This is a genomic window from Streptomyces sp. NPDC044571 (genome assembly GCF_040647115.1).
Lineage (GTDB): Bacteria > Actinomycetota > Actinomycetes > Streptomycetales > Streptomycetaceae > Streptomyces.
This window is the reverse complement of record NZ_JBEZBN010000039.1, coordinates 25519-47013: the sequence shown is the minus strand read 5'-3', so window position 1 is coordinate 47013 and position 21495 is coordinate 25519. Positions and strand designations below refer to the sequence as shown.

General features: G+C 70.7%; 19 protein-coding genes. 13 read left to right on the top strand and 6 right to left on the bottom strand.

The window, feature by feature from the left end:
- The first annotated feature begins 384 nt into the window (after nucleotides 1-384).
- Both AB0B01_RS21210 and AB0B01_RS21205 read left to right on the top strand, forming a co-directional pair.
- Nucleotides 385-2004: a PP2C family protein-serine/threonine phosphatase gene (locus tag AB0B01_RS21210; RefSeq protein WP_361721143.1), complete on the top strand. Its 1620-nt coding sequence runs from the start codon at nucleotides 385-387 to the stop codon at nucleotides 2002-2004.
- Between the two features lie 87 nt (nucleotides 2005-2091).
- Entirely contained in the window at nucleotides 2092-3558 is a 1467-nt protein-coding gene (locus AB0B01_RS21205) for an aminopeptidase P family protein (RefSeq protein ID WP_361721141.1), read from the top strand.
- A 115-nt stretch (nucleotides 3559-3673) separates the two neighbouring features.
- Here the strand turns inward: AB0B01_RS21205 and AB0B01_RS21200 are convergent, their stop codons facing one another.
- Nucleotides 3674-4174: an ATP-binding protein gene (locus AB0B01_RS21200; RefSeq protein WP_361721138.1), complete on the bottom strand. Its 501-nt coding sequence runs from the start codon at nucleotides 4172-4174 to the stop codon at nucleotides 3674-3676.
- A 216-nt stretch (nucleotides 4175-4390) separates the two neighbouring features.
- Here AB0B01_RS21200 and AB0B01_RS21195 point away from each other — a divergent pair, with 216 nt between their 5' ends.
- From AB0B01_RS21195 to AB0B01_RS21155, 9 genes are all read left to right on the top strand, one after another.
- Nucleotides 4391-5200, top strand: coding sequence for a hypothetical protein (locus AB0B01_RS21195; RefSeq protein WP_361721135.1), 810 nt, complete (start codon nucleotides 4391-4393; stop codon nucleotides 5198-5200).
- Nucleotides 5201-5303: 103 nt separating this feature from the next.
- Nucleotides 5304-6020: a YcnI family protein gene (locus AB0B01_RS21190; protein WP_361721132.1), complete on the top strand. Its 717-nt coding sequence runs from the start codon at nucleotides 5304-5306 to the stop codon at nucleotides 6018-6020.
- Between the two features lie 63 nt (nucleotides 6021-6083).
- Complete coding sequence (locus tag AB0B01_RS21185) at nucleotides 6084-6734, top strand: SCO family protein (RefSeq protein ID WP_361721129.1); 651 nt, start codon at nucleotides 6084-6086, stop codon at nucleotides 6732-6734.
- Entirely contained in the window at nucleotides 6731-7243 is a 513-nt protein-coding gene (locus AB0B01_RS21180; protein ID WP_361721126.1) for a copper chaperone PCu(A)C, read from the top strand. The genes AB0B01_RS21185 and AB0B01_RS21180 overlap by 4 nt, the downstream gene beginning before the upstream one ends.
- Before the next feature lie 22 nt (nucleotides 7244-7265).
- Complete coding sequence (locus tag AB0B01_RS21175) at nucleotides 7266-9239, top strand: copper resistance protein CopC (RefSeq protein ID WP_361721123.1); 1974 nt, start codon at nucleotides 7266-7268, stop codon at nucleotides 9237-9239.
- A gap of 4 nt (nucleotides 9240-9243) precedes the next feature.
- Nucleotides 9244-10515, top strand: a complete 1272-nt coding sequence (gene efeB / locus AB0B01_RS21170) for an iron uptake transporter deferrochelatase/peroxidase subunit (RefSeq protein ID WP_361721120.1) — start codon at nucleotides 9244-9246, stop codon at nucleotides 10513-10515.
- 45 nt (nucleotides 10516-10560) lie between these two features.
- On the top strand, nucleotides 10561-11496 hold the full coding sequence (gene pheA, locus AB0B01_RS21165; protein ID WP_361721117.1) for a prephenate dehydratase: 936 nt from the start codon (nucleotides 10561-10563) through the stop codon (nucleotides 11494-11496).
- Nucleotides 11497-12022: 526 nt separating this feature from the next.
- The gene (gene serS, locus AB0B01_RS21160) at nucleotides 12023-13300 is read left to right on the top strand and encodes a serine--tRNA ligase (RefSeq protein WP_361721114.1); all 1278 of its coding nucleotides are present in this window, start codon (nucleotides 12023-12025) and stop codon (nucleotides 13298-13300) included.
- Nucleotides 13297-14109, top strand: a complete 813-nt coding sequence (locus tag AB0B01_RS21155; RefSeq protein ID WP_361721111.1) for an HAD family hydrolase — start codon at nucleotides 13297-13299, stop codon at nucleotides 14107-14109. The genes serS and AB0B01_RS21155 overlap by 4 nt, the downstream gene beginning before the upstream one ends.
- Nucleotides 14110-14231: 122 nt before the next feature.
- Here AB0B01_RS21155 and AB0B01_RS21150 read toward each other — a convergent pair whose 3' ends face one another.
- The 5 genes from AB0B01_RS21150 to AB0B01_RS21130 form a co-directional block, all read right to left on the bottom strand.
- Entirely contained in the window at nucleotides 14232-14879 is a 648-nt protein-coding gene (locus tag AB0B01_RS21150) for a rhomboid-like protein (protein WP_361721108.1), read from the bottom strand.
- Nucleotides 14880-14964: 85 nt separating this feature from the next.
- Complete coding sequence (locus tag AB0B01_RS21145) at nucleotides 14965-15684, bottom strand: ABC transporter permease subunit (protein ID WP_361721106.1); 720 nt, start codon at nucleotides 15682-15684, stop codon at nucleotides 14965-14967.
- A 14-nt stretch (nucleotides 15685-15698) separates the two neighbouring features.
- Nucleotides 15699-16610, bottom strand: a complete 912-nt coding sequence (locus tag AB0B01_RS21140) for an ABC transporter ATP-binding protein (RefSeq protein ID WP_361721103.1) — start codon at nucleotides 16608-16610, stop codon at nucleotides 15699-15701.
- Entirely contained in the window at nucleotides 16607-17494 is an 888-nt protein-coding gene (locus AB0B01_RS21135; protein WP_361721100.1) for an ABC transporter permease subunit, read from the bottom strand. Before AB0B01_RS21135 ends, AB0B01_RS21140 begins: the two co-directional genes overlap by 4 nt.
- Nucleotides 17484-18461, bottom strand: a complete 978-nt coding sequence (locus AB0B01_RS21130) for an ABC transporter ATP-binding protein (protein ID WP_361721097.1) — start codon at nucleotides 18459-18461, stop codon at nucleotides 17484-17486. Before AB0B01_RS21130 ends, AB0B01_RS21135 begins: the two co-directional genes overlap by 11 nt.
- Nucleotides 18462-18745: 284 nt before the next feature.
- Between AB0B01_RS21130 and AB0B01_RS21125 the strand changes: the two genes are divergently transcribed.
- Both AB0B01_RS21125 and AB0B01_RS21120 read left to right on the top strand, forming a co-directional pair.
- Nucleotides 18746-19603: a M24 family metallopeptidase gene (locus tag AB0B01_RS21125; protein WP_361721094.1), complete on the top strand. Its 858-nt coding sequence runs from the start codon at nucleotides 18746-18748 to the stop codon at nucleotides 19601-19603.
- Complete coding sequence (locus tag AB0B01_RS21120; protein WP_361721091.1) at nucleotides 19600-21408, top strand: SDR family oxidoreductase; 1809 nt, start codon at nucleotides 19600-19602, stop codon at nucleotides 21406-21408. The genes AB0B01_RS21125 and AB0B01_RS21120 overlap by 4 nt, the downstream gene beginning before the upstream one ends.
- The last annotated feature ends 87 nt before the right edge of the window (nucleotides 21409-21495 follow it).

Here is a 21495-nt window from a genome sequence, read left to right as displayed (position 1 = left end):
TGTCTCACCACACGTACACGTTTCGCGTCACTGTCCGCCAGAAGCAGGTTCACACGGTTCGTGCAGTTTTCTTACAAGGGCCGCAGCGGGGCGGAACGCGACCCGCGCCGGCGCCGAGACCGACTGCCGCCGCTAAGGACGACGGCTCGCGCCGGGCGGTTCCCGGCGGATGCCGGGTGGTTCCCGACGGTGCCGGGCGGCTCCCGGCAAGTGCCGGGCTGCGCCAACTGGCCCCGGACACCACCGATTACGTACCCGGACCCGCTCCGACGCCCGACCAGTCGATCGCAAAAACCGTCCGCTTCCGGCTTTTTCCAGCCAAGTTCTAGCCTTGGCTGGACCGTGAGTTGCAGTCTCACGGACACCAGGATTCCCACCTGGGCAATGCTGGACATCGATCCTCGTGTGCGTGTAGATGTGGATTCATTGATGGCGGCGCAGCACGATCTGGGGGTTTGCGATGCTATATGGCGAATCGCACCAGGTGGAAAGGCGGACGCCATGAGCGCCCCGCATCTGCCGAAAGTGGCTGGAATCGATCCAGCAGTTAATACGGTCCCGCACACTGCCGCGCCTGCCCTCGCCCGGACAGCCCCCGCCCCGACTCCCGCACCCGCGCCCGGCACCCTGATCCAGGACCGGCTCGCGGGCATGGTCTCCGACCTCACCACCCTCCACGAGCTCACCGAGCGCCTCGCCCGCGCCTGCGACCTCGAATCCTCCCTCCAGGAATTCCTGCGCGCCGGAGCCGCCCTCGTCGGGGCCCGCCGCGGCCTGATCGTCCTTGAGCCCTCCGACGGACTCGGACCCAGCACCACGATCGGCCTCGGCCTCGGCCGGGCGGATCTCGGGCACATCGAGACCGTGCCGCGCGCCGCCACCTCGTACGGCCGCATCCTCGACGGACTGCCCGACGCCCAGGGCGGCTCCGAGGTGCTCCCCGAGCCCGACGCGCCTCCCGGCCTCGGCGGGTACGGCGTCCCCGTCGACCCCCGCCACCGCGAGGTCGCCGCCCGACTCGGGTACGCCGCCAGCTACGCGCTTCCGCTGGTCGCCGAGGCCACCGGGCGGCTCGGCGCGGCCGTCTGGCTCTACGACGAGCAGGCCGAGCCGAGCGACCGGCAGCGCGACCTCGCCGGGCTCTACGTCCGGCACGCCGCCGAGCACCTGGCCCGGATGCTGGAGGTGGAGCGCTCCCGCAGCCGGCTGGCCACCGTCGCCGAGGAACTGCTGCCCAGCCGGCTCCCCCGGATCCCCGGAGTGCAGCTCGCCGCCCGCCACCACACCGGGCCGCAGGGCGGCGGCGACTGGTTCGACGCCCTGCCGCTGCCCGAGGGAGCCCTCGGACTGGCCGTCGGCTCCGTCACCGGGGCGGGTCCGAGCGCCGTGGCCGCGATGGGCCGGCTGCGGGCCTCGCTGCGGGCGTACGCCGTCATGGAGGGCGAGGACCCGGTCGCGGTCCTCTCCGACCTGGAGCTGCTGCTGCGCCTGACCGAGTCCGCGCGCTCGGCGACCGCGCTCTTCGCCTACTGCGAACCGGCCCACCGCAAGATCATCGTCGCCGGGGCGGGGCACACCCCGCCGCTGCTCATCGGCCCGCGTCGGACCGAGTACGTGGAGACGACACTCTCCGCGCCGCTCGGGATGCTCGCCTGCTGGGAAGCGCCGAGCGTGGAGATCGAACCTGCTGCTGGAGAAACGGTGCTGCTCTACACCGACGGGCTCCTGCGGCGTACCGGCGATGCCATGGACCGTGCCTACGCCCGGCTGCACGCCGCGGCGGCGGGGGCGCCCCGCAGTGCCCGCGAGGACCCGGCCGCCCTGTGCGACCACATCCTGCGGACGGTACTGCCGGAGGGCGATTCGGCGGTGTCGGCCTCCGCCGGTCCTGCTGGTTCCGCTGGTCACCGCGGGCGCGTCGGGACCCTCGCGTCGGTCGGGGCCGCGTCGTCCGCGGAGGTCCGAGGGGAGGACATCGTCCTGCTCGCTGCCCGGTTTGACTGATTTATCACATGTGCCGACTGGCGTCTTCCCTTCGCACATACGATGGATGCGGTCCATACCCGGTCCTGTCGTAGCTGAGGAGAAGACGTGGCGGACGAGCTCACCCCGGAGACCCCGGAAGAAGAGCAGCCCCAGAAGAAGCACAAGCAGCGCAAGAACGGGCTGTACCCGGGCGTCAGCGACGAACTCGCCGAGAACATGCGCACCGGCTGGGCCGACACCGAGCTGCACGGTCTTGAGCCGATCGCCCAGGCCTCGTACACCGCTGCCCGCCGCGCCGCGCTGTCCGCGCGCTTCCCCGGCGAGCGCCTCGTCGTGCCCTCGGGCCGTCTCAAGATCCGTTCGAACGACACCGAGTACCCCTTCCGTGCCGCGACCGAGTACGCGTACCTGACCGGCGACCAGACCGAGAACGGCGTCCTGGTCCTGGAGCCCGCGGGCGAGGCCGGCCACACCGCCACGATCTACCTGCTGCCCCGCTCCGACCGCGAGAACGGCGAGTTCTGGCTCTCCGGCCAGGGCGAGCTGTGGGTCGGCCGCCGCCACTCCCTCGCCGAGGCGGAGCAGCTCCTGGGCATCCCCGCCAAGGACGTGCGCGAGCTCGCCGACGCGCTCGCGGAGGCCACCGGCCCGGTCCGCGTCGTCCGCGGCCACGACACCGTCATCGAGAAGGCCCTGACCGACAAGGTCACCGCCGAGCGCGACGAGGAACTGCGCGTCTACCTCTCCGAGGCCCGCGCCGTGAAGGACGCCTTCGAGATCGGCGAGCTGCAGAAGGCCGTCGACTCGACCGTCCGCGGCTTCGAGGACGTCGTGAAGGTCCTGGACAAGGCCGAGGCGACCTCCGAGCGCTACATCGAGGGCACCTTCTTCCTGCGCGCCCGCGTGGAGGGCAACGACGTCGGCTACGGCTCCATCTGCGCCGCTGGCCCGCACGCCTGCACCCTGCACTGGGTGCGCAATGACGGCGACGTCCGCTCCGGCGACCTCCTCCTGCTCGACGCGGGTGTCGAGACGCACTCCCTCTACACCGCGGACGTCACGCGCACGCTGCCGATCAACGGCACCTACACCGACATCCAGCGCAAGATCTACGACGCGGTGTACGAGTCCCAGGAGGCCGGCATCGCGGCCGTGAAGCCCGGGGCGAAGTTCCGCGACTTCCACGACGCCTCGCAGCACGTGCTGGCCGAGAAGCTCGTCGAGTGGGGCCTGCTGGAGGGTCCGGTCGAGCGCGTCCTGGAGCTGGGCCTGCAGCGCCGGTGGACCCTCCACGGCACCGGCCACATGCTCGGCATGGACGTCCACGACTGCGCCGCCGCGCGCACCGAGGCGTACGTGGACGGCACGCTGGAGCCGGGCATGTGCCTGACCGTGGAGCCCGGCCTGTACTTCCAGGTCGACGACCTGACCGTGCCCGAGGAGTACCGGGGCATCGGCGTCCGGATCGAGGACGACATCCTCGTCACGGAGGACGGCAACCGGAACCTGTCGGCCGGACTGCCCCGGGCCTCCGCCGAGGTCGAGGCCTGGATGGCGCGACTGAAGGGCTGACGCCCGCGCCGCACCGGCACGCCGGCGGCGCCCACGTCACAAGGGCGGGACCTCCACGCGAGGTCCCGCCCTTCCTGCGTCACGATGTCCTCGGCCAGGCCGAGGACTGTCAGCGCTACGAGACCTTCAGCAGCGCTCCCTCGCGCCATTTGAGGACCTTGTCGAAGCTGACCACCGCGCCCTGGCCCGGGCGGTTGCGCAGCCTGACGTGGTCGGCGAGCTCCTCGATCAGCCACAGGCCGCGGCCGTGTTCCTTCGCCGCGGTGTCGGCCGGGGTGGCGGGCGCGGCCGGCGCGGGTCTGTGTCCGGCCACGGTCGCCGCCGGGAAACCCGGGCCCGAATCGGTCACCTCGATCCGGCAGCAGTCCCCGTCCAGATAGGCCGTGACGCGGTACGCCGCGCACGCCTCCGGAACGGATTCCCCGCCGGAACCGGTGTCGGCCACCGGCCCGCCGTGCTCCACCGCGTTCGCACACGCCTCGCTCAGTGCCACCGACAGGTCGAAGGAGATGTCCGGGTCCACCCCCGCGGTCTCCATCGTCCCGAGCAGCAGTCGCCTGGCGAGCGGCACGCTCGCGGCTTCGCGCCTCAAGTGGAGAGACCACCAGATGCTCATACGGTTACGTATTGCCGCGGTGGGCGGAGCGTAAGCCCCTGGCGGCTGTTGGAGCCCTCATTCGGCCGATGCGGCACTCCGGGCGGGGCGTGTATGCCGACGCGCGGGCCTCGTAGACCCCGAACGTAGACCCCGAACGGCGTCGTACGGGGTCACTCACGACCTTCCGGACCTGCTGCATGAAGGGCCGGAGCGCAGTGCGATGATGTCCCGGCCATGACTGCCCTCCACACGACGTCCGCCGGAGCCGGTCTCCGGTTGATCCGGGCCGCGGTGTTCACCGCGGTCTGTGTCGTGCTGTCCGCGGCGGGGCATGCGGTGGCGTCCTGCGCCACCGTCCCGTGGTGGGCTCTCGCCGTCGCCTTCCTGGCCGTGTTCGCGGTCGCGGCTCCGCTCGCGGGACGCCGGCGCTCACTGAGCGGCATCGCGGTCGGGCTCACCGCCGGGCAGCTCGGCCTGCACACCGTGTTCGGCCTCGGCCAGCACAGTGCGGCGGCGGCTCCGGCGCCTGCCGGCTCCGACTCCGCGCTGCCGGCCCTCGCCGCCCGGCTGATCTGCGGGGGCAACTCCGTACCGCTCAGCCCGGCCGACGCCCGGCAGGTCCTGGAGACCGCCGGACTCGACCCGGCCGCCATGACGGCTGAGCTGGCGGCGCAGGGGCATGCCGGCCATGCATCCATGGCACAGGCCGCCTCCACGCCGGACACCGCCCTGTTCAGCCCCGGCATGCTGGCCGGGCACCTGCTGGCCGCACTCGCCGTCGGCTGGCTGCTCGCGCGCGGCGAGGCGGCCCTGTTCCGCCTCCTCGAACTGTCCCGGGCCTCCGCCGAATCCGACCCCGTACGTCCGCTGCGCGCCGCGCTGGCCTTCGTACGGGCCCTCGCCGCCGGACTCCCGGGCACCTCCGCCCGTACCCCGCGCCCTGCCCTGACCGCCGGGGCGGCGGCCGTGGACACCGGCCGGGCGACACTCCACCACACGGTGATCAGGCGCGGGCCGCCCGCGGCGCTCGTCCTCGCAGCCTGACGCGGCACCCCTTCCCCGGGCCGGGGGAGCACCGGTGCCGCGAACTCCGCGCGCGCCCGCACGCGGATCCACCGTCACCCCTGCTCTGTGGAGTGTTCCTGCCATGAAGACCTCTCGCGTCTCCTTCGCCGCCGCCCTCGCCGCCGGTGCCGTCCTCGTCCTGTCCGGTCCCGCCTTCGCCCACGTCAGCGTGCAGCCGGGCGAGGCCGCCAAGGGCGGCTACGCGACGCTCAACTTCAAGGTCCCCAACGAACGCGACAACGCCTCGACCACGCAGCTCGAAGTCACTTTCCCGGTCGACCAGCCGCTCACGTCCGTCATGCCGCAGGACATTCCCGGCTGGACCGTGACCGTCGAGAAGAGCAAGCTCGACAAGCCGCTCACCGTGCACGGCAAGCAGATCAACGAGGCCGTCACCAAGGTCACGTGGAGCGGCGGCAAGATCGAGCCCGGCAAGTTCCAGCAGTTCCCGGTCTCCGTCGGCAAGCTGCCCGAGAACGCCGACCAGATGGTCTTCAAGGCGATCCAGACGTACGACAACAACGAGGTCGTCCGGTGGATCGAGGAGGCCAAGGAAGGCGCCGCGGAGCCGCAGAACCCGGCGCCCGTCCTGAAGCTGACGGCCGCCAAGGTCGCCGACAACCACGACGACGGCAAGAAGCCGGCCGCAGCCGACGCCGGCCACGCCACGAAGGACGAGCACGACGAGGCGGCCGCCGGCGGCTCCGACACGACGGCCCGCGCCCTGGGCATCGCGGGCATCGTCGTCGGCCTCGGCGGGCTCGCGTTCGGCATCGCCTCGCGCCGCCGCGCCTCCTGACCTGCCGTACCGCCAGGCCGTAGGCCTGAGTCAGACCATCCCCGATCCCAGGGACATTCCTCCATGCGCACCACACGTGTGACGGTCGCCGCCCTCGTGGCGGCGGCCGCACTCGCCCTCACCGCCTGCGGTGGCGAGACCGCGAAGACCGACTCGGTCACCCAGATCACCAGCCAGTCGAAGACCGGCAAGGCGACCGTCCTCGACCGCCCCTTCGACAAGCCCGACCTCGTCCTGACGGACACAACGGGCAAGCCGTGGAACCTGCGGGAGCAGACCAAGGGCAAGCCGACGCTCATCTACTTCGGCTACACCAACTGCCCCGACGTGTGCCCCCTGACGATGAGCAACATCGCCGTCGCCAAGAAGGCGCTTCCCAAGGCCGACCAGGACCAGCTCCAGGTCGTCTTCGTCACCACGGACCCCGAGCGGGACACTCCCGACTCCCTCGGCGCGTGGCTCAGGTCCCAGGACCCCTCCTTCACCGGACTCACCGGGGACTTCGCCACCATCCAGGCCGCCGCCCGCACGCTCGGCGTCGGTATCGAGGCACCCAAGAAGCAGGCCGACGGCAGCGTCGTGTCCATGCACGGCGCCCAGGTCATCGCGTTCTCGCCCAAGACCGACGAGGGGTACCTCCTCTACGGCGAGGGCACGACCATCGACGACTACACCAAGGACCTGCCGAAGATCGTCAAGGGAGAGAACCCGTGAACGCCCGCACCACCCGCACCCTCGCCGCCGTCCTCTCCCTGACGGCAGCGTTCGCCATATCCGGCTGCTCCTCGGACTCCGGCTCCGGCTCGGGCGCCAAGGCCGACGGGGCCAAGCCCAAGATGACGGTCAGCGGTGCCTTCATGCCGGAACCGGTGAACGACAAGATGGCCGGCGCGTTCATGGTCATCAAGAACGGCTCCGGGACCGCGGACAAGCTCACCGCGGTCACCAGTGCGCTCTCCGACGATCTGCAGATCCACGAGACCAAGGACCAGAAGATGCAGCAGGTCCCGTCCATGGACGTGCCGGCGAACGGAGAGCTCAGGCTGGAGCGCGGCGGCAGCCACATCATGTTCATGGGGCTCAAGAGCAAGCCGAACGTCGGCGACAAGGTCACCGTCGAGCTGCGCTTCGAGAAGTCCGACCCGGTGAAGGTCGAGCTGGACGTCAAGGAACGGACGTACAACGCCCAGGCTCCGACTCCCACCGATGGCAACGCCCACTGACGGACCGAGGTACTGACACGCCATGACGGCCACCGCCCTCGCCCCCTCCCCGGCCCGCGTCCGGCCCGCGGCGCTCCTGCCACGGCTCACGCTGGTCCTCGCGGCCCTGCTGGCAACGCTGTTCACCGCCGCCGCGCCGGCCACGGCACATGCCGCACTCACCGCGAGCGATCCCCAGGAGGGGGCGGTGGTCGCCACGGCCCCCGCTCAGGTCACCCTCTCCTTCTCGGAGCAGGTCGCCATGGGCGACGACTCCATTCGCGTCATGGACCCCCAGGGCAAGCGGGTGGACACCGGCGAACTCCGGGACATGTGCAGCGGATCCACCATCCGCTATGGCACTGCCCTGCACTCCGGCCTGCCGGACGGCACCTACACCGTTGCCTGGCAGGCGGTCTCCGCCGACAGCCACCCCGTCTCGGGAGCCTTCACCTTCTCCATCGGGGCGCCGTCCAGCACGAGCGTCACCCTGCTCACGCACCAGGGGGGCGGCGGTCCGGTGGGCATCGCGTACGGCATCGCCCGCTACGCCGCCTACGCCGGTTTCACCGTCCTGGTGGGAGGCGCCGCGTTCATCCTGCTGTGCTGGCGCCCGGGCGCTGCGCAGCGCCCGCTGCAGAAGCTCGTCCTGCGGGGCTGGGTCATGCTCACCGCAGCCACCCTCGCGATGATCGTGCTCCGCAACCCGTACACCGGATCGGGGAAGTTCGCCGATGCGCTCGACCTGAGCGGGCTCAAGTCGGTACTGGAGACGAAGACCGGCGCCTCCCTCGTCTCCCGACTGCTCCTCCTCGGGGCCGCCGCGCTGTTCGTCGCGGTGCTCTTCGGTGCGTACGCCCGGCGGCAGACCACCCCGGCCGCGGAGGAGAACGCGAGCAAGGACACCAGTGACCTGTTCTTCGGCCTCGCCATCGGCGGAGCCGTGGTCGCCGGCGGTATCGCCGCCACCTGGGCTCTGGCCGAGCACGCCTCCACCGGCGTTCAGCCCGGTATCGCCATGCCGGTGGACATCGTGCACCTGATGGCTGTCGCCCTCTGGCTCGGTGGGCTCACCGCGCTGCTCGTAGCCCTCCACAAGGTGCCCGACATGGAGCGCGAGGCAGTCCAGCGGTTCTCCAAGGTCGCCTTCGTCTGTGTCCTGGTCCTCACGGCCACCGGGATCTACCAGTCCTGGCGTCAGCTCGGCACCTGGTCCGCTCTCACGGGCACGAGCTACGGGCAGCTCCTGCTCGTCAAGATCGGCCTGGTGGCCGTCCTGGTCGCAGTCGCCTACCTCTCCCGGAGCTGGACCGCGCGATTGTCCGACGCAGCGGCCGGGACTGCGGCGCGGCTCGTCCCCCAGCGTGATGTTTCACGTGAAACGCGGCGCGCTGTTTCACGTGAAACATCGGCCGTCGGCGTCCGAGCCACAGGTGCGGAAGACCCGAAGCGGGCCGCGCAGCTGGCCAGGCAGCGCGCCGCCCGTGAGAACGCGCGGGAGAAGCAGGCCCGCGACGCCGATCCCTCCCGTGCGGGCCTGCGGCGCTCCGTGCTTGCCGAGGCGGCCGTCGCGGTTGCCCTGCTCGCGGTGACCACCGTGCTCACCGGGACGGAGCCGGGGCGCGCCGCGGAGCAGGAGGCGGGTCGCACCACCTCGGCCACGGCTGTCCCCAACCGGGCCATCAAGATCACCCTCCCCTTCGACACCGGCGGCGCGAAGGGCAAGGGCTCCGTCCGACTCGAAGTCGACCCGGGCCGGGCCGGGGCCAACACCCTCCATCTCTGGGTCAACGACCCTGACGGCAGCCCCCTCGACGTCCCCGAGATCAAGGTCGCCTTCACCCTCCCCGCCCGGGAGATCGGACCCCTCCCGCTCGTGCCGGAACGCGCGGCCCCCGGCCACTGGAGCGCATCGGGCGTCCAGCTGCCGTTCGCCGGGGAATGGCGAATCGACGTGACCGTCCGTACCTCCGACATCGACCAGACGACCGTCCAGAAGAACGTGAAGATCGGCTGACCCCGTGACCGAGACCCCCGACATCGAGATCTCCCGCCGGCGACTGCTGGGCACCGTCGGCGCCGCAGGTGCGGCCGGGCTCGCGCTCGGTGCCACCGGCGGCGCCCTGGTGCACTCCGCACTGGGCGACTCCGCCGATGGTGCCGCCGGGCCGCCCGGATCCCTCGCCTCGCTGGGCGCCACGCAGGTCGCCTTCGACGGCGACCACCAGGCCGGGATCACCACTCCGCTGCAGGCCAAGGGGCACGTCCTCGCCTTCGATCTTGTGCCCGGCGCCGGGCGCAAGGAGGCCGCCGCCCTCATGCGCCGCTGGTCCGACACCGCACGGCGGCTCATGGCGGGGGAGACCGCGCCGACAGCCGACTCCGGCATCGCCCTGGATGCCGGGCCGTGCTCCCTCACCATCACCTTCGGTTTCGGCCACTCCTTCTTCGACCGCACCGGCCTGACCGACCGCCGCCCCACCGCCCTCGACCCGCTGCCGGACTTCTCCTCCGACCGGCTCGATGCCCAGCGCAGCAACGGCGACCTCTGGGTCCAGATCGGCGCCGACGACGGCCTGGTCGCCTTCCACGCCCTGCGCGCCCTCCAGAAGGAGGCCGGGGAGGCCGCCCGGGTCCGCTGGCAGATGAACGGCTTCAACCGGTCCCCCGGCGCCACCGCCACCGCGATGACCGCCCGCAACCTCATGGGCCAGGTCGACGGCACCGGCAATCCGAAGCCCTCGGAGCCCGACTTCGACCGGCGGATCTTCGTACCCGCTGCCGGTCCCGGGCCTGCCGGACACGCCTGGATGGGCGGAGGCTCGTACGCCGTGGTGCGGCGCATCCGGATGCTCCTCGACGACTGGGACAAGCAGCCCCTCGCCCAGCAGGAGCAGGTCATAGGACGGACCAAGGCCACCGGCGCCCCGCTCACCGGCGGCACCGAGACCACGAAGATGCAGCTCGACAAGATCGGCCCCGACGGCAAGCCCGTCATCCCCTCCAATGCGCACGCCCGGATCTCGGCCCCCGAGCAGAACGGCGGGGCGGCCATGCTCCGGCGCCCGTTCTCCTTCCACGACGGGATCTCCGCGGACGGCAGCCCCGACGCCGGACTCCTCTTCATCTGCTGGCAGGCCGATCCGCTGCGCGGTTTCGTCCCGGTCCAGCGCAAGCTCGACCGGGGAGACGCCCTGTCGCAGTTCATCCGGCACGAGTCCAGTGGGCTGTACGCGGTCCCGCCCGGTCCACGCGCCGGGGAGTACGTGGGTCAGCGGCTGCTCGACGGATGACGGACACCGCCGCCGCGGTCTGCATAGCGGCATTACGCTGATCGCATGTCAGCCACCCGCTTCACCTACCTCGGCCCCGAGGGCACCTTCACCGAGGCCGCCCTGCGCACCCTGCCGGAAGCCGCGACCCGGGAGCTCGTCCCGATGGTGTCGGTCCCGGCCGCCCTGGACGCCGTGCGCAACGGCGAGGCAGCCGCCGCCCTGGTGCCGATCGAGAACTCGGTGGAGGGCGGCGTCACGGCCACCCTGGACGAGCTGGCCTCCGGCGAACCGCTGATGATCTACCGCGAGGTGCTGCTGCCCATCGCCTTCGCGCTGCTCGTACGGCCGGGGACCCACCTTTCCGACGTCAAGACGGTCACGGGGCACCCGGTCGCCCAGCCGCAGGTGCGCAACTGGCTGCGGGCGAACCTGCCCGACGCGCTGTGGGAGTCGGCAGCCTCCAATGCCGATGGGGCCCGGCTGGTGCAGGAGGGCCGCTTCGACGCCGCCTTCGCGGGCGAGTTCGCGGCCGCCACGTACGGGCTCGTCCCGCTGGTCACCGAGATCCACGACGCGCAGAACGCGGAGACCCGTTTCGTGCTCGTCGGCCGGCCTGCCCGGCCTGCCGCGCCGACCGGTGCCGACAAGACCTCGGTCGTGCTCTGGCTGGGCGACGACCACCCCGGCGCACTGCTGGAGCTGCTCCAGGAGTTCGCCGTCCGCGGGGTCAACCTGATGCTGATCCAGTCCCGGCCGACCGGCGAGGGCATCGGGAACTACTGCTTCGCCGTGGACGCCGAGGGCCACATTTCCGACCGGCGTGTCAGCGAGGCACTCATGGGGCTGAAGCGGACCTGTCCGCAGGTGCGCTTCCTCGGTTCCTATCCCCGTGCGGGGGTCGCTCACGGTGACGTCCGGAATCCGCGGCCGGGAACCTCGGACGGCGACTTCACGGCTGCTTCGGACTGGCTGACGCGCTGCCTCGACGGTCGGCCGTAGTTTTCCCCAGCCCTGTCCACAAAGTTATCCACAGGGCGAGATGGGGACCTGTGGACTAGTCGACACTCCGGACCGGCAAAGTCGACAAATCGGTCGGGCGGCTCGGGTTTCGCGCTGGAGAGCGGAAGGTAAACGGCGTCACCTCCGCATCCTCGACCAACTCTTTGGAGCGAGTCATTCCCACCCGAATGAGTGTGTGAGGGTGGTTTGAACCCTGATTCTTCCTGAGCGACTCCCGGGCGGGATTGATCCCTTTCCGTGTCCACAGATCCAGCACACAGCCTGTGGATAAGCTGCCCACGCCGGCAATTCCTGTGGACAAGGGAGCCCTCCGCCCCTGCTCAGGGGTGACCCGGCCGGGGATGATGTGCCCCTTTTCGGGGAATGGGCCGCCTTTGTTGACCGCGGGGGAACGGATCGGTTCCCGCCAGTTCCGAACAGTTTCCATTCGCGGCAATTGGGGCATAGTGACACGCAGCGTTATATCGATGTGAGGCCGCGAAGCCCAGCCCGGTAGCCTGGAGGGGTGATTGACCTTCGGCTGCTCCGTGAAGACCCTGACCGTGTCCGCGCCTCGCAGCGCGCCCGTGGAGAGGACGTCGAGCTCGTCGACGCACTGCTCTCCGCCGACGAGCGCCGCAGGTCCTCCGGCATGCGCTTCGACGAACTGCGCAATGAGCAGAAGTCGCTCGGCAAGCTCATCCCCAAGGCCTCCCCGGAGGAGCGGGCGGAGCTGCTGAAGAGGGCCGAGCAGCTCAAGGCGGACGTCAAGGCCGCCGAGGCCGAGCAGAACGAGGCGGACGAGGCGGCCAAGCAGCTGCTGCTCCGGCTCGGCAACATCGTCCACGAGGACGTGCCGGTCGGCGGCGAGGAGGACTTCACCGTCCTGGAGACGCACGGCACGATCCGCGACTTCGCCGCCGAGGGCTTCGAGCCCAAGGACCACCTGGAGCTCGGCGAGGCGCTGGGCGCCATCGACGTCGAGCGCGGTGCCAAGGTGTCGGGCTCACGCTTCTACTACCTGACCGGTGTCGGCGCCCTGCTGGAACTGGCCCTGGTCAACGCGGCCATCGCGCAGGCCACCGAGGCCGGTTTCATCCCGATGCTGACCCCCGCGCTGGTGCGCCCGCGCGCCATGGAGGGCACCGGCTTCCTCGGCCAGGCCGCGGAGAACGTGTACCACCTGGAGAAGGACGACTACTACCTGGTCGGAACCTCCGAGGTCCCGCTCGCCGCGTACCACATGGACGAGATCATCGACGCCGACAAGCTGCCGTTGCGGTACGCCGGCTTCTCGCCGTGCTTCCGCCGCGAAGCCGGTACCTACGGCAAGGACACCCGGGGCATCTTCCGCGTGCACCAGTTCGACAAGGTCGAGATGTTCTCCTACGTCGCACCGGAGGACGCCGAGGCCGAGCACGCGCGTCTCCTCGCCTGGGAGAAGCAGTGGCTGACCAGCCTGGAGCTGCCGTTCCAGGTGATCGACGTCGCCACCGGCGACCTCGGTGCCTCCGCCTCGCGCAAGTTCGACTGCGAGGCGTGGATCCCGACGCAGGGCAAGTACCGCGAGCTGACCTCCGCCTCGAACTGCGACGGCTTCCAGGCCCGCCGGCTTTCGATCCGCTACCGCGACGGCAAGAAGACCGCTCCGCTCTCCACGCTGAACGGCACCCTGTGCGCCGTCCCGCGCACGATCGTCGCCATCCTGGAGAACCACCAGCAGGCCGACGGTTCGGTTCGGGTGCCTGCGGTGCTCCGCCCGTACCTGGGCGGCCGCGAGGTGCTGGAGCCGATCACCAAGTGAGCCCGGCCCCGTTCCCGTACAAGCTCGTCGCGACCGATCTCGACGGCACGCTGCTGCGTGGCGACGACACCGTCTCGGAACGCACCCGTGAGGCGCTCGCCGCGGCCACCGCGGCGGGCGCGGCGCACATCATCGTCACCGGCCGGGCCGTGCCCTGGACCCGGGGCGTGCTGGACGATCTCGGCTACAAGGGCATCGCCGTGTGCGGGCAGGGCGCGCAGATCTACGACGCGGGAGCCCACCGTCTGCTGACCTCGGTCACGCTGGACCGGCAGCTGGCCGGCCTCGCGCTGTCGAAGATCGAGGCAGAGGTGGGGCCGCTCGCGCTGGCGGCCAGCCGGGACGGGCTGGACGGCGACGTGCTGTTCGGGCCCGGCTACCAGGTGCAGGGGGGCCTGCCGGCCGTCTACCTGGAGGACACCGCAGCGGTGTGGGCCGCTCCGCTGACCAAGCTGTACATCCAGCACCCGGAACTCGACGACGACACCCTGGTCAAGGCGGCCCGGGAGACCGTGGGCGCCTTGGTCGACATCGTCATGGCCGGTCCGGGCATCGTGGAGATACTGCCCCTGGGCCTGACGAAGGCGACCGGCCTCTCCCTGGCCGCACGCCGACTGGGCGTGAAGGCGGCGGAGACGATCGCGTTCGGTGACATGCCCAACGACATCCCGATGTTCGGCTGGGCGGCGCACGGAGTGGCCATGGCCAATGCCCATGCGGAGCTGAAGGCGGTGGCCGACGAGGTGACGACCTCCCACGAGGAGGACGGCATCGCGGTGGTGCTGGAGCGCCTGCTGGGCGCCGCGTAGGACCTGACGAGGCGTCCGGGGCAGCCCGCGCCGGACGGCGCGCTCGAAGTGGCTGCCCCGGACCCTTGTTACTCCCCGCACGGATCACTCTGCCCCGGGTGGAAGCCCCGTACCAGCGAATTTCATGTTTCACGTGAAACGTCGGCCGGGTGCGGGTGCCGGGTCAGCGGCCAGGCGAGCAGACCGACGGCAAGCGAGATCGCGTGCCCGAGATCGGTGAAATTGCCGCCGGTGAAGAGGGGGATCCCGAAGAAGGCGACCACCCCGGCCAGATAGAACCAGCGCAACGGGTGGGGGAGCCGGTAAGTGAGGACGCCGATGGACGCGGCCAGCCCGTAGCTCACGCCGACGTCGACCACGTGGACCATGCTGTGCGGGGCCCGGTGGTCCTCAATCGCCATCAGCACGACCTTCTGGCTGACCAAGGTGGCCGTGATGTGCGCGGTCGCGACGATGGCGAGCCAGCGCAGCGTGCCGAGCCAGCGTTCCACAGGTGCGTGGAAGAGCTCGAAGAGGACGGCGTAGAGGGCGAGCGAGGACGGGTTCTCGATCCAGAACGCACTGGAGAGCAGGGCCCGGACGGGATGCCTGGTGAGCTCGTGGATATTGCTGCTGTGGCGGTGGAGCAGGACGTGTTCGACGCGGTCGGGGGCTACCACCACGATGAGGCTGGTGATGGCGATGACGAGCAGCCATATGTGCGTCCCGGGCGAGGAGCGTATCCAGGCCCGCACGGGCCTGGACGGCTCGGGCTGGGGGTGCTCGACCATGCACTGATGATGCCCCGTACGACGGTGCCCCGCCTGGCCGGTGGGCCGGGCGGGGCACAGTTCGCGGAGTCGGCGTGGCGGGGGTCTACTCCTCTCCGGCCAGGGTCAGGCGGCGCAGCTTCTGGCCGGCGTAGACGGTGGCGCCGACGGTGACCGCGCAGAGCAGGACGGCGGCGGTGGGCAGGGCGACGGTGGCGTCGACGTAGCCCTCCCCGGCGACCTTCTCGGCGAGCGCCAGCGCCCACTGCTGAACGCTGAGGGTCTTGGCTCCGGAGACCAGGCTCCCGAAGAGGGACTCCCAGATCAGGGCGTAGACCAGGCCGAAGACCACGGCATGCCGGCTGACGGTGCCAAGCAGCAGGAACAAGGCGCTGTAGGCGATCGAGGCGACGAGCGCGGCGACGGTGTAGGCGACGGCGATCTGCTGGCCATTGCCGTTGAGGATGAAGCCGGCGATCAGCGTGGGGATCGCGGAGAAGGCCATGGTGACCGCGATCGCGACGATCAGCTTCGTCATGATGATCGTCGGACGCTTCACCGGCTTGGAGAGCAGGTAGACGATCGAGCCGTCGTCGATCTCCGGGCCGATGGCGCCGGTCCCGGCGATGACGCCGATCAGCGGGACCATGGTCGCCAGGGCGAAGCCGCCCAGCAGGTCGGCGGCGACCTTGTCGTCCAGGCCCGTGAAGGCGCGGACGGCGAGGGAGATGACGATCAGCAGGGCCGGCAGCGCGAAGAGGATCAGAGCGCGGCGACGGCCGAGCAGGGCGCGATAGGTGAGCCGGGCCACGGTGGGGTTGTACATGGGTGCCAGCTCCTTCAGGCCGCGACGAGGTAGGAGAAGACCGACTCAAGCGACTCGTCGGAGGGCGAGACGGTCAGGAGCCGGATGCCGTGGGCGCGCGCGACCCGGGGCAGCAGTTCGGTGAAACGGCCGAAGTCGACCGCCTGGATGCGCAGGGCGCCTTCCTTGACGTCGACCTCGATACCGGCGGTGGAGGGGTCGGCGATCAGAGCAGCCGCAAGGGCGCGGTCGTCGGAGGAGCGGACGAGGTAGCGGTGCGGGCGGTCCGTCATCAGACGGCGGATCTTGCGGAAGTCGCCGGAGGCGGCGTGCCGGCCGGCGACAACGACCTCGATGTGGGAGGCGAGCTGTTCGACCTCTTCGAGGATGTGCGAGGAGAACAGGACGGTGCGCCCTTCCTCGCCCATGCGCCGCAGCAGGTCCATGAGCTGCATCCGCTGGCGCGGGTCCATGCCGTTGAACGGTTCGTCGAGCAGGAGCACGGACGGGTCGTGGACGAGGGCCGAGGCCATCTTCACGCGCTGGCGCATGCCCTTGGAGTAGGTCGCGATCTTGCGGTCCTGGGCGTACTCCATCTCCACGGTGGCCAGCGCCCGCTGGGCCGCCGCCTCGTCGAGCCCGTGGAGTTCGGCGTTGGCGACGACGAACTCCCGGCCGGTGAGGAAGTCGTACATGGCCTCCCGCTCGGGGACCACGCCGATCTGCCGGTAGACCTGCTCGTTGCGCCAGATCGGCGCGCCGTCGAGGGTGACGGTGCCCGTGGAGGGGGCGAGGAAGCCGCCCATCATGTTGATGAGGGTGGACTTCCCGGCGCCGTTGGGGCCCAGCAGGCCGGTCACACCGGGGCCGATGCGCATGGTCACGTCGTTGACGGCGACGACGTTCCCGAACCAGCGGGAGGTGTGGTCGATGTCGATGATGGTCACAGCCCGGCCTTCCGGTAGCGGGCCATCAGGGCGGCGTAGGAGCCGGCGATGAGGGCGAGGACGACGAGCAGGTAGACGGAGCCGGCTGCGGCCGAGGGGCCTTCGCCGCCGGGGAAGGCGGAGGTGGCGCCGAGGAACGCGGTCTGTACGCCGTCGATCAGGGTGATCGGCGAGAACAGGCCCATCCACTCGACGGCGCCCGTGGAACCGGTGTTGTAGGCGATGCCCTGGACTGCGGTCACTGCACCATACGGAATCAGGAGCAGGGCGATGATGGCGGCGACACCGAAGCCGCGGCGCGGGGTGAGCGCGGCCATGACCAGGCCGAGGCCGGCGAAGAAGACGGACAGCAGCAACACGGACACCAGTCCCTGGGCGAACCCCTTCGTCTGGTCCGCGAAGTCGAATTTCGCCAACAGGGAGCCGATCCACATGATCAGCAGCGGTGTGGCGGTCAGGATGAACAGGGCCGAGGCCATCGCGGCGAACTTGGCGAGGACGTAGTCGACCCGCTCGATGGGGCGGGAGAAGTAGAGCGGCACGGTCTTGAACCGCAGGTCCCGGGAGACCGACTGCGGCGCCTGCGAGGCCAGGTAGAGGCCGATGATCATCTGGGTGGTCAGGGCGTACGTCGTGTACTTGATCGGCAGGTCGGTGGAGCCGGGCACCGCGATGGCGATGGCCACGATGATCAGCGCCGGGATGCACATCACCGCGAAGAGGATCATCGGGAGGACCTTGGACTTGGCGGACCGGCCGAGTCCGTAGGCCCCGCGCAGCGACTGCGAGAACAGCGAGGTGCGGGCGTAGGAGCGGCCGAGCCGGGCGCCCTCGTAGGACCGGTAGCCGATGTTGTGGATCTGGGTGGAGGTGTCAGGCGCCATCGGAACCGGCTCCCTTCTGCTGGTGGCGGTCGTGGTCGCGGAAGACCTCGGCGATGTGGTGGCGGCGCTGCTCCATGCGGACCAGGCCGAGACCGAGGTCGGCGACGGTATCGCGGACGGTGTCGTAGGTGTCCTCGCCGGTGGCCTCGACGAGCAGGATGTGGCCGGCTCCGGGGAGGCCCTGCTCCTCGCCCGCGTGAAGGGTGAGACCGGCCGAGGCCAGCGCCTTGCGCAGGGCCGCCGTCCCGTCCGGGTGGAGGTCGGAGTCGGTGACCTCGACCGCGAGGGTGGCGGTGGTCTGGGTGAAGTCGCTCGTTGAGCTGGAGCGCAGCAGCTTGCCGCCGTCGACGACCACCACGTGGTCGCAGGTCCGCTCCAGTTCGCCGAGCAGGTGGGAGGTGACCAGGACGGAGATGCCGAAGTCGGTGTAGACCCGGCGGATCAGGCCGAGCATCTCATCGCGGCCTACGGGGTCGAGGCCGTTGGTGGGCTCGTCGAGCAGGACCAGCTGGGGGTCGTGGACGAGCGCCTGGGCGAGCTTGACGCGCTGCTTCATGCCGGTGGAGTAACCGCCGATGGGACGGTAGCGCTCCTCGTACAGCCCCACGTGGCGCAGGGTGTCGGCGGTCCGCTCGCGCGCGGCGGCCGGGGGGAGGCCGGACATGCGCGCCATGTGGACGACGAACTCGGTGGCCGAGACGTCGGGCGGCAGGCAGTCGTGCTCGGGCATGTAGCCGACGCGTTCGCGGATGGCGCTGCCGTGGGTGGCGACGTCGAGTCCGAGTACGGCGGCGCGGCCCTCGGTGGCGGGGGACAGTCCCAGCAGGATCTTGATCAGCGTGGACTTGCCGGCTCCGTTGGCGCCCACGAGGCCGGTCACTCCGGGCCCGATGTCCAGGGAGAGCCGGTCGATGGCGGTCACTCGGGGGTACCGCTTGCTCAGGCTTTCGGTCGCGATGACAGTCACGGCACCGACGTTAGTGGTGCGGACCGCGCGGATCGTCAGACCTGGAGCGCCATCCTGTCTCCGCCTTGAGGACTACGGCCCCTGCCCCAAGGCTGACATGGAGGCTCGGCAGCGGAACGTCCCGGCGGCGGAATGCCCCGGCGGCGCGGTGCCTCGCCCAGGGCCGGGGACCGGCCAACTTTATCCACAGGTCTGTGCACGGGCCTTGACGCGCCCTCCGGTCATTGTCACATTCATCAATGTCAACTTTCGGGTGCGTACGGCTCTACGGACGGACGGCTGGCATGGCTGGGGACACCAAGCAAGGCACCGCGCACCTCTCCGCCGAGCTGCGCGGGTTCAGGGAAGTACAACGCCTTGCGTACGAGTGCGCGGAGACCGTCGCGGCGCAGCTGCGGCCAGGTGTGACCGAGCGCGAGGCCGCGAGGATGCAGCGGGAGTGGCTGCGGGACCGCGGGGTTCGGGACTGGTTCCATCTGCCGTTCGCCTGGTTCGGGGACCGCACCGCTTTCACGAACTTCAAGATCCCCCTCCAGTTCTTCCCGACGAACCGGAAGCTGGAGCCGGGCATGCCGTTCATCCTCGACATGGCGCCGGTCCACCGGGGGTACGCGGCCGACATCGGCTACTCGGGCAGCCTCGGGCTGAATCCGGTGCAGGACCGGCTGATGTCCGATCTGCGGCCGCACCGCGACCTGATCGTGGAACAGGTCCGCGAACGCCGGCCGCTGCGGGAGATCTACGAGAACGTCGAACGGCTGATGGTCCGGCAGGGCTATGCCAACCGGCACCGCGCGTATCCGTTCGGCGTGATCGCTCACAAGATCGGCCGCGTCAGGGAACGGCGCTGGGCCCCGACCGCCTTCGGGTTCGGCACGCAGTCCCTGAAGGGGCTGGCCTCGGACGCCCTGCACGGACACCGCGAGGGCTGGTCCCCGCTGTGGAGTCCGTACCACTTCTCGGACCATCCGCCGCAGCCAGGGCTGTGGGCGGTGGAGCCGCATCTGGGCTTCCGGGGGACCGGCGCGAAGTTCGAGGAGATCCTGGTGGTCACCGACTCCCGGGATCCCGAGGAGAGTGCGTACTGGCTGGACGACGATCTGCCGCACGTGCGGCGCTGGGCCGAGGAGACGACAGCATGAGCGGGACGGACAGGACCGGCGCCTACGGCGCGGCGGACGGCGCGGGCCTCGCGGGGGCCCGCGAGCGCCGGGTGAGTACCGGCGGGGTCGAGCTGTGCGTCGCCGAACTCGGCGAGGCGGACCGGCCGACCGTGCTGCTGGTGCACGGGTACCCCGACAGCAAGGAGGTCTGGTCGGAGGTCGCGGAGCGGCTGGCGACCCGCTTCCACGTGGTGCTCTACGACGTGCGCGGACACGGTCGCTCGACGGCTCCGCAGCCGCTGCGCGGAGGATTCACCCTGGAGAAGCTGACCGACGACTTCCTCGCGGTCGCGGACGCCGTCAGTCCGGACCGGCCGGTGCACGTGGTCGGGCACGACTGGGGCTCCGTCCAGGGCTGGGAGTTCGCCACGGTCGCCCGTACCGAAGGCCGGATCGCCTCCTTCACCTCCATCTCCGGGCCCTCCCTCGACCACTTCGGGCACTGGATCAAGAAACGGATGACGCGTCCGACCCCGCGGCGGGCGGCGCAGTTGCTGGGCCAGGGCGCCAAGTCCTGGTACGTGTACATGCTGCACACGCCCGTGCTGCCGGAGCTCGCCTGGCGCGGCCCGCTCGGCAAGCGGTGGCCGCGCATCCTGGAACGCGTCGAGAAGGTCCCGGCCGGCGCCTACCCGACCGCTTCGCTGCGCTCGGACGCCGCCCACGGGGCCTGGCTGTACCGCGACAACGTACGTCCTCGGCTGCGCAGGCCGCGCCCCGATGCGTACGCGCACGTACCGGTCCAGCTGATCACGCCGACGGGGGACGCCTTCCTCTCCGAGCGGCTCTACGACGACCTGGAGCGGTGGGCCCCGGACCTGGTACGGCGCACCTTGGCCGCCAAGCACTGGGTACCGCGGACCCGGCCGGACCAACTGGCCGGATGGATCTCCGACTTCGTCACCGCCCGGGAGGATCCCGCCACCCGGGCCCCGGAGCACAAGGCGCCGGGCAGGTACGCCGACCGTTTCGCCGGCCGGCTGGTGCTCGTCACCGGGGCTGCCAGTGGCATCGGACGGGCCACGGCCTTCGCCTTCGCCGAGGCGGGCGCCCGGGTGGTGTGCGTGGACCGGGACGCCGAGGGCGCGGCGCGTACGGCCGACATGGCGCGGCTCGTCGGGGCCCCCGAGGCCTGGGACGAGTGCGTGGACGTCAGTGACGAACAGGCGATGGAGAAACTCGCGGCGAAGGTCGCCGACGCGTACGGAATCGTGGACGTGCTGGTCAACAATGCCGGGATCGGCCTGTCGGGACCCTTCCTGGAGACCACCTCGGAGGACTGGCGCAAGGTCCTCGACGTCAACCTGTGGGGTGTCATCCACGGCTGCCGCATCTTCGGGAAGCAGATGGCCGAGCGCGGCCAGGGCGGGCACATCGTCAACACCGCCTCCGCCGCCGCCTATCTGCCGTCCAGGACGCTGCCCGCCTACAGCACCTCGAAAGCCGCGGTGCTGATGCTGTCGCAGTGCCTGCGTGCCGAGCTCGCGTCGAAGTCGATCGGGGTCTCGGCCGTATGCCCGGGCATCGTCAACACCAACATCACCGCCACCTCGCGCTTCGCCGGGGTGGACGCGGCGGAGGAGAAGCGCCGCCAGGAGCGCTCCTCGCGGCTGTACGGGCTGCGCAACTTCCCGCCGGAGAAGGTGGCCGACGCGATCCTGCGGGCGGTGGTGCGCAATGAGGCGGTGGTGCCGGTGACCCCGGAGTCCAAGGGCGCCCTGTGGATGTCCCGGTTCGCGCCCGCCGCCCTGCGGCGGCTGGCACGGCTGGAGCCCCGGCTGTGACCTCGTACGGGGGCGGTGCGCCGGACCTGTCGGGTCTGGGGCACCGCCCCCGGTACGGGCCTCGGCGCGAGACCCGGCACGGACGCC

Coding starts and splice junctions, on each gene's coding strand:
- AB0B01_RS21210 (WP_361721143.1), top strand. CDS start 385: ATGCTGGACATCGATCCTCGTGTGCGTGTAGATGTGGATTCATTGATG.
- AB0B01_RS21200 (WP_361721138.1), bottom strand. CDS start 4,174: ATGAGCATCTGGTGGTCTCTCCACTTGAGGCGCGAAGCCGCGAGCGTG.
- AB0B01_RS21195 (WP_361721135.1), top strand. CDS start 4,391: ATGACTGCCCTCCACACGACGTCCGCCGGAGCCGGTCTCCGGTTGATC.
- AB0B01_RS21190 (WP_361721132.1), top strand. CDS start 5,304: ATGAAGACCTCTCGCGTCTCCTTCGCCGCCGCCCTCGCCGCCGGTGCC.
- AB0B01_RS21185 (WP_361721129.1), top strand. CDS start 6,084: ATGCGCACCACACGTGTGACGGTCGCCGCCCTCGTGGCGGCGGCCGCA.
- AB0B01_RS21175 (WP_361721123.1), top strand. CDS start 7,266: ATGACGGCCACCGCCCTCGCCCCCTCCCCGGCCCGCGTCCGGCCCGCG.
- pheA (WP_361721117.1), top strand. CDS start 10,561: ATGTCAGCCACCCGCTTCACCTACCTCGGCCCCGAGGGCACCTTCACC.
- AB0B01_RS21150 (WP_361721108.1), bottom strand. CDS start 14,879: ATGGTCGAGCACCCCCAGCCCGAGCCGTCCAGGCCCGTGCGGGCCTGG.
- AB0B01_RS21145 (WP_361721106.1), bottom strand. CDS start 15,684: ATGTACAACCCCACCGTGGCCCGGCTCACCTATCGCGCCCTGCTCGGC.
- AB0B01_RS21135 (WP_361721100.1), bottom strand. CDS start 17,494: ATGGCGCCTGACACCTCCACCCAGATCCACAACATCGGCTACCGGTCC.
- AB0B01_RS21125 (WP_361721094.1), top strand. CDS start 18,746: ATGGCTGGGGACACCAAGCAAGGCACCGCGCACCTCTCCGCCGAGCTG.
- AB0B01_RS21120 (WP_361721091.1), top strand. CDS start 19,600: ATGAGCGGGACGGACAGGACCGGCGCCTACGGCGCGGCGGACGGCGCG.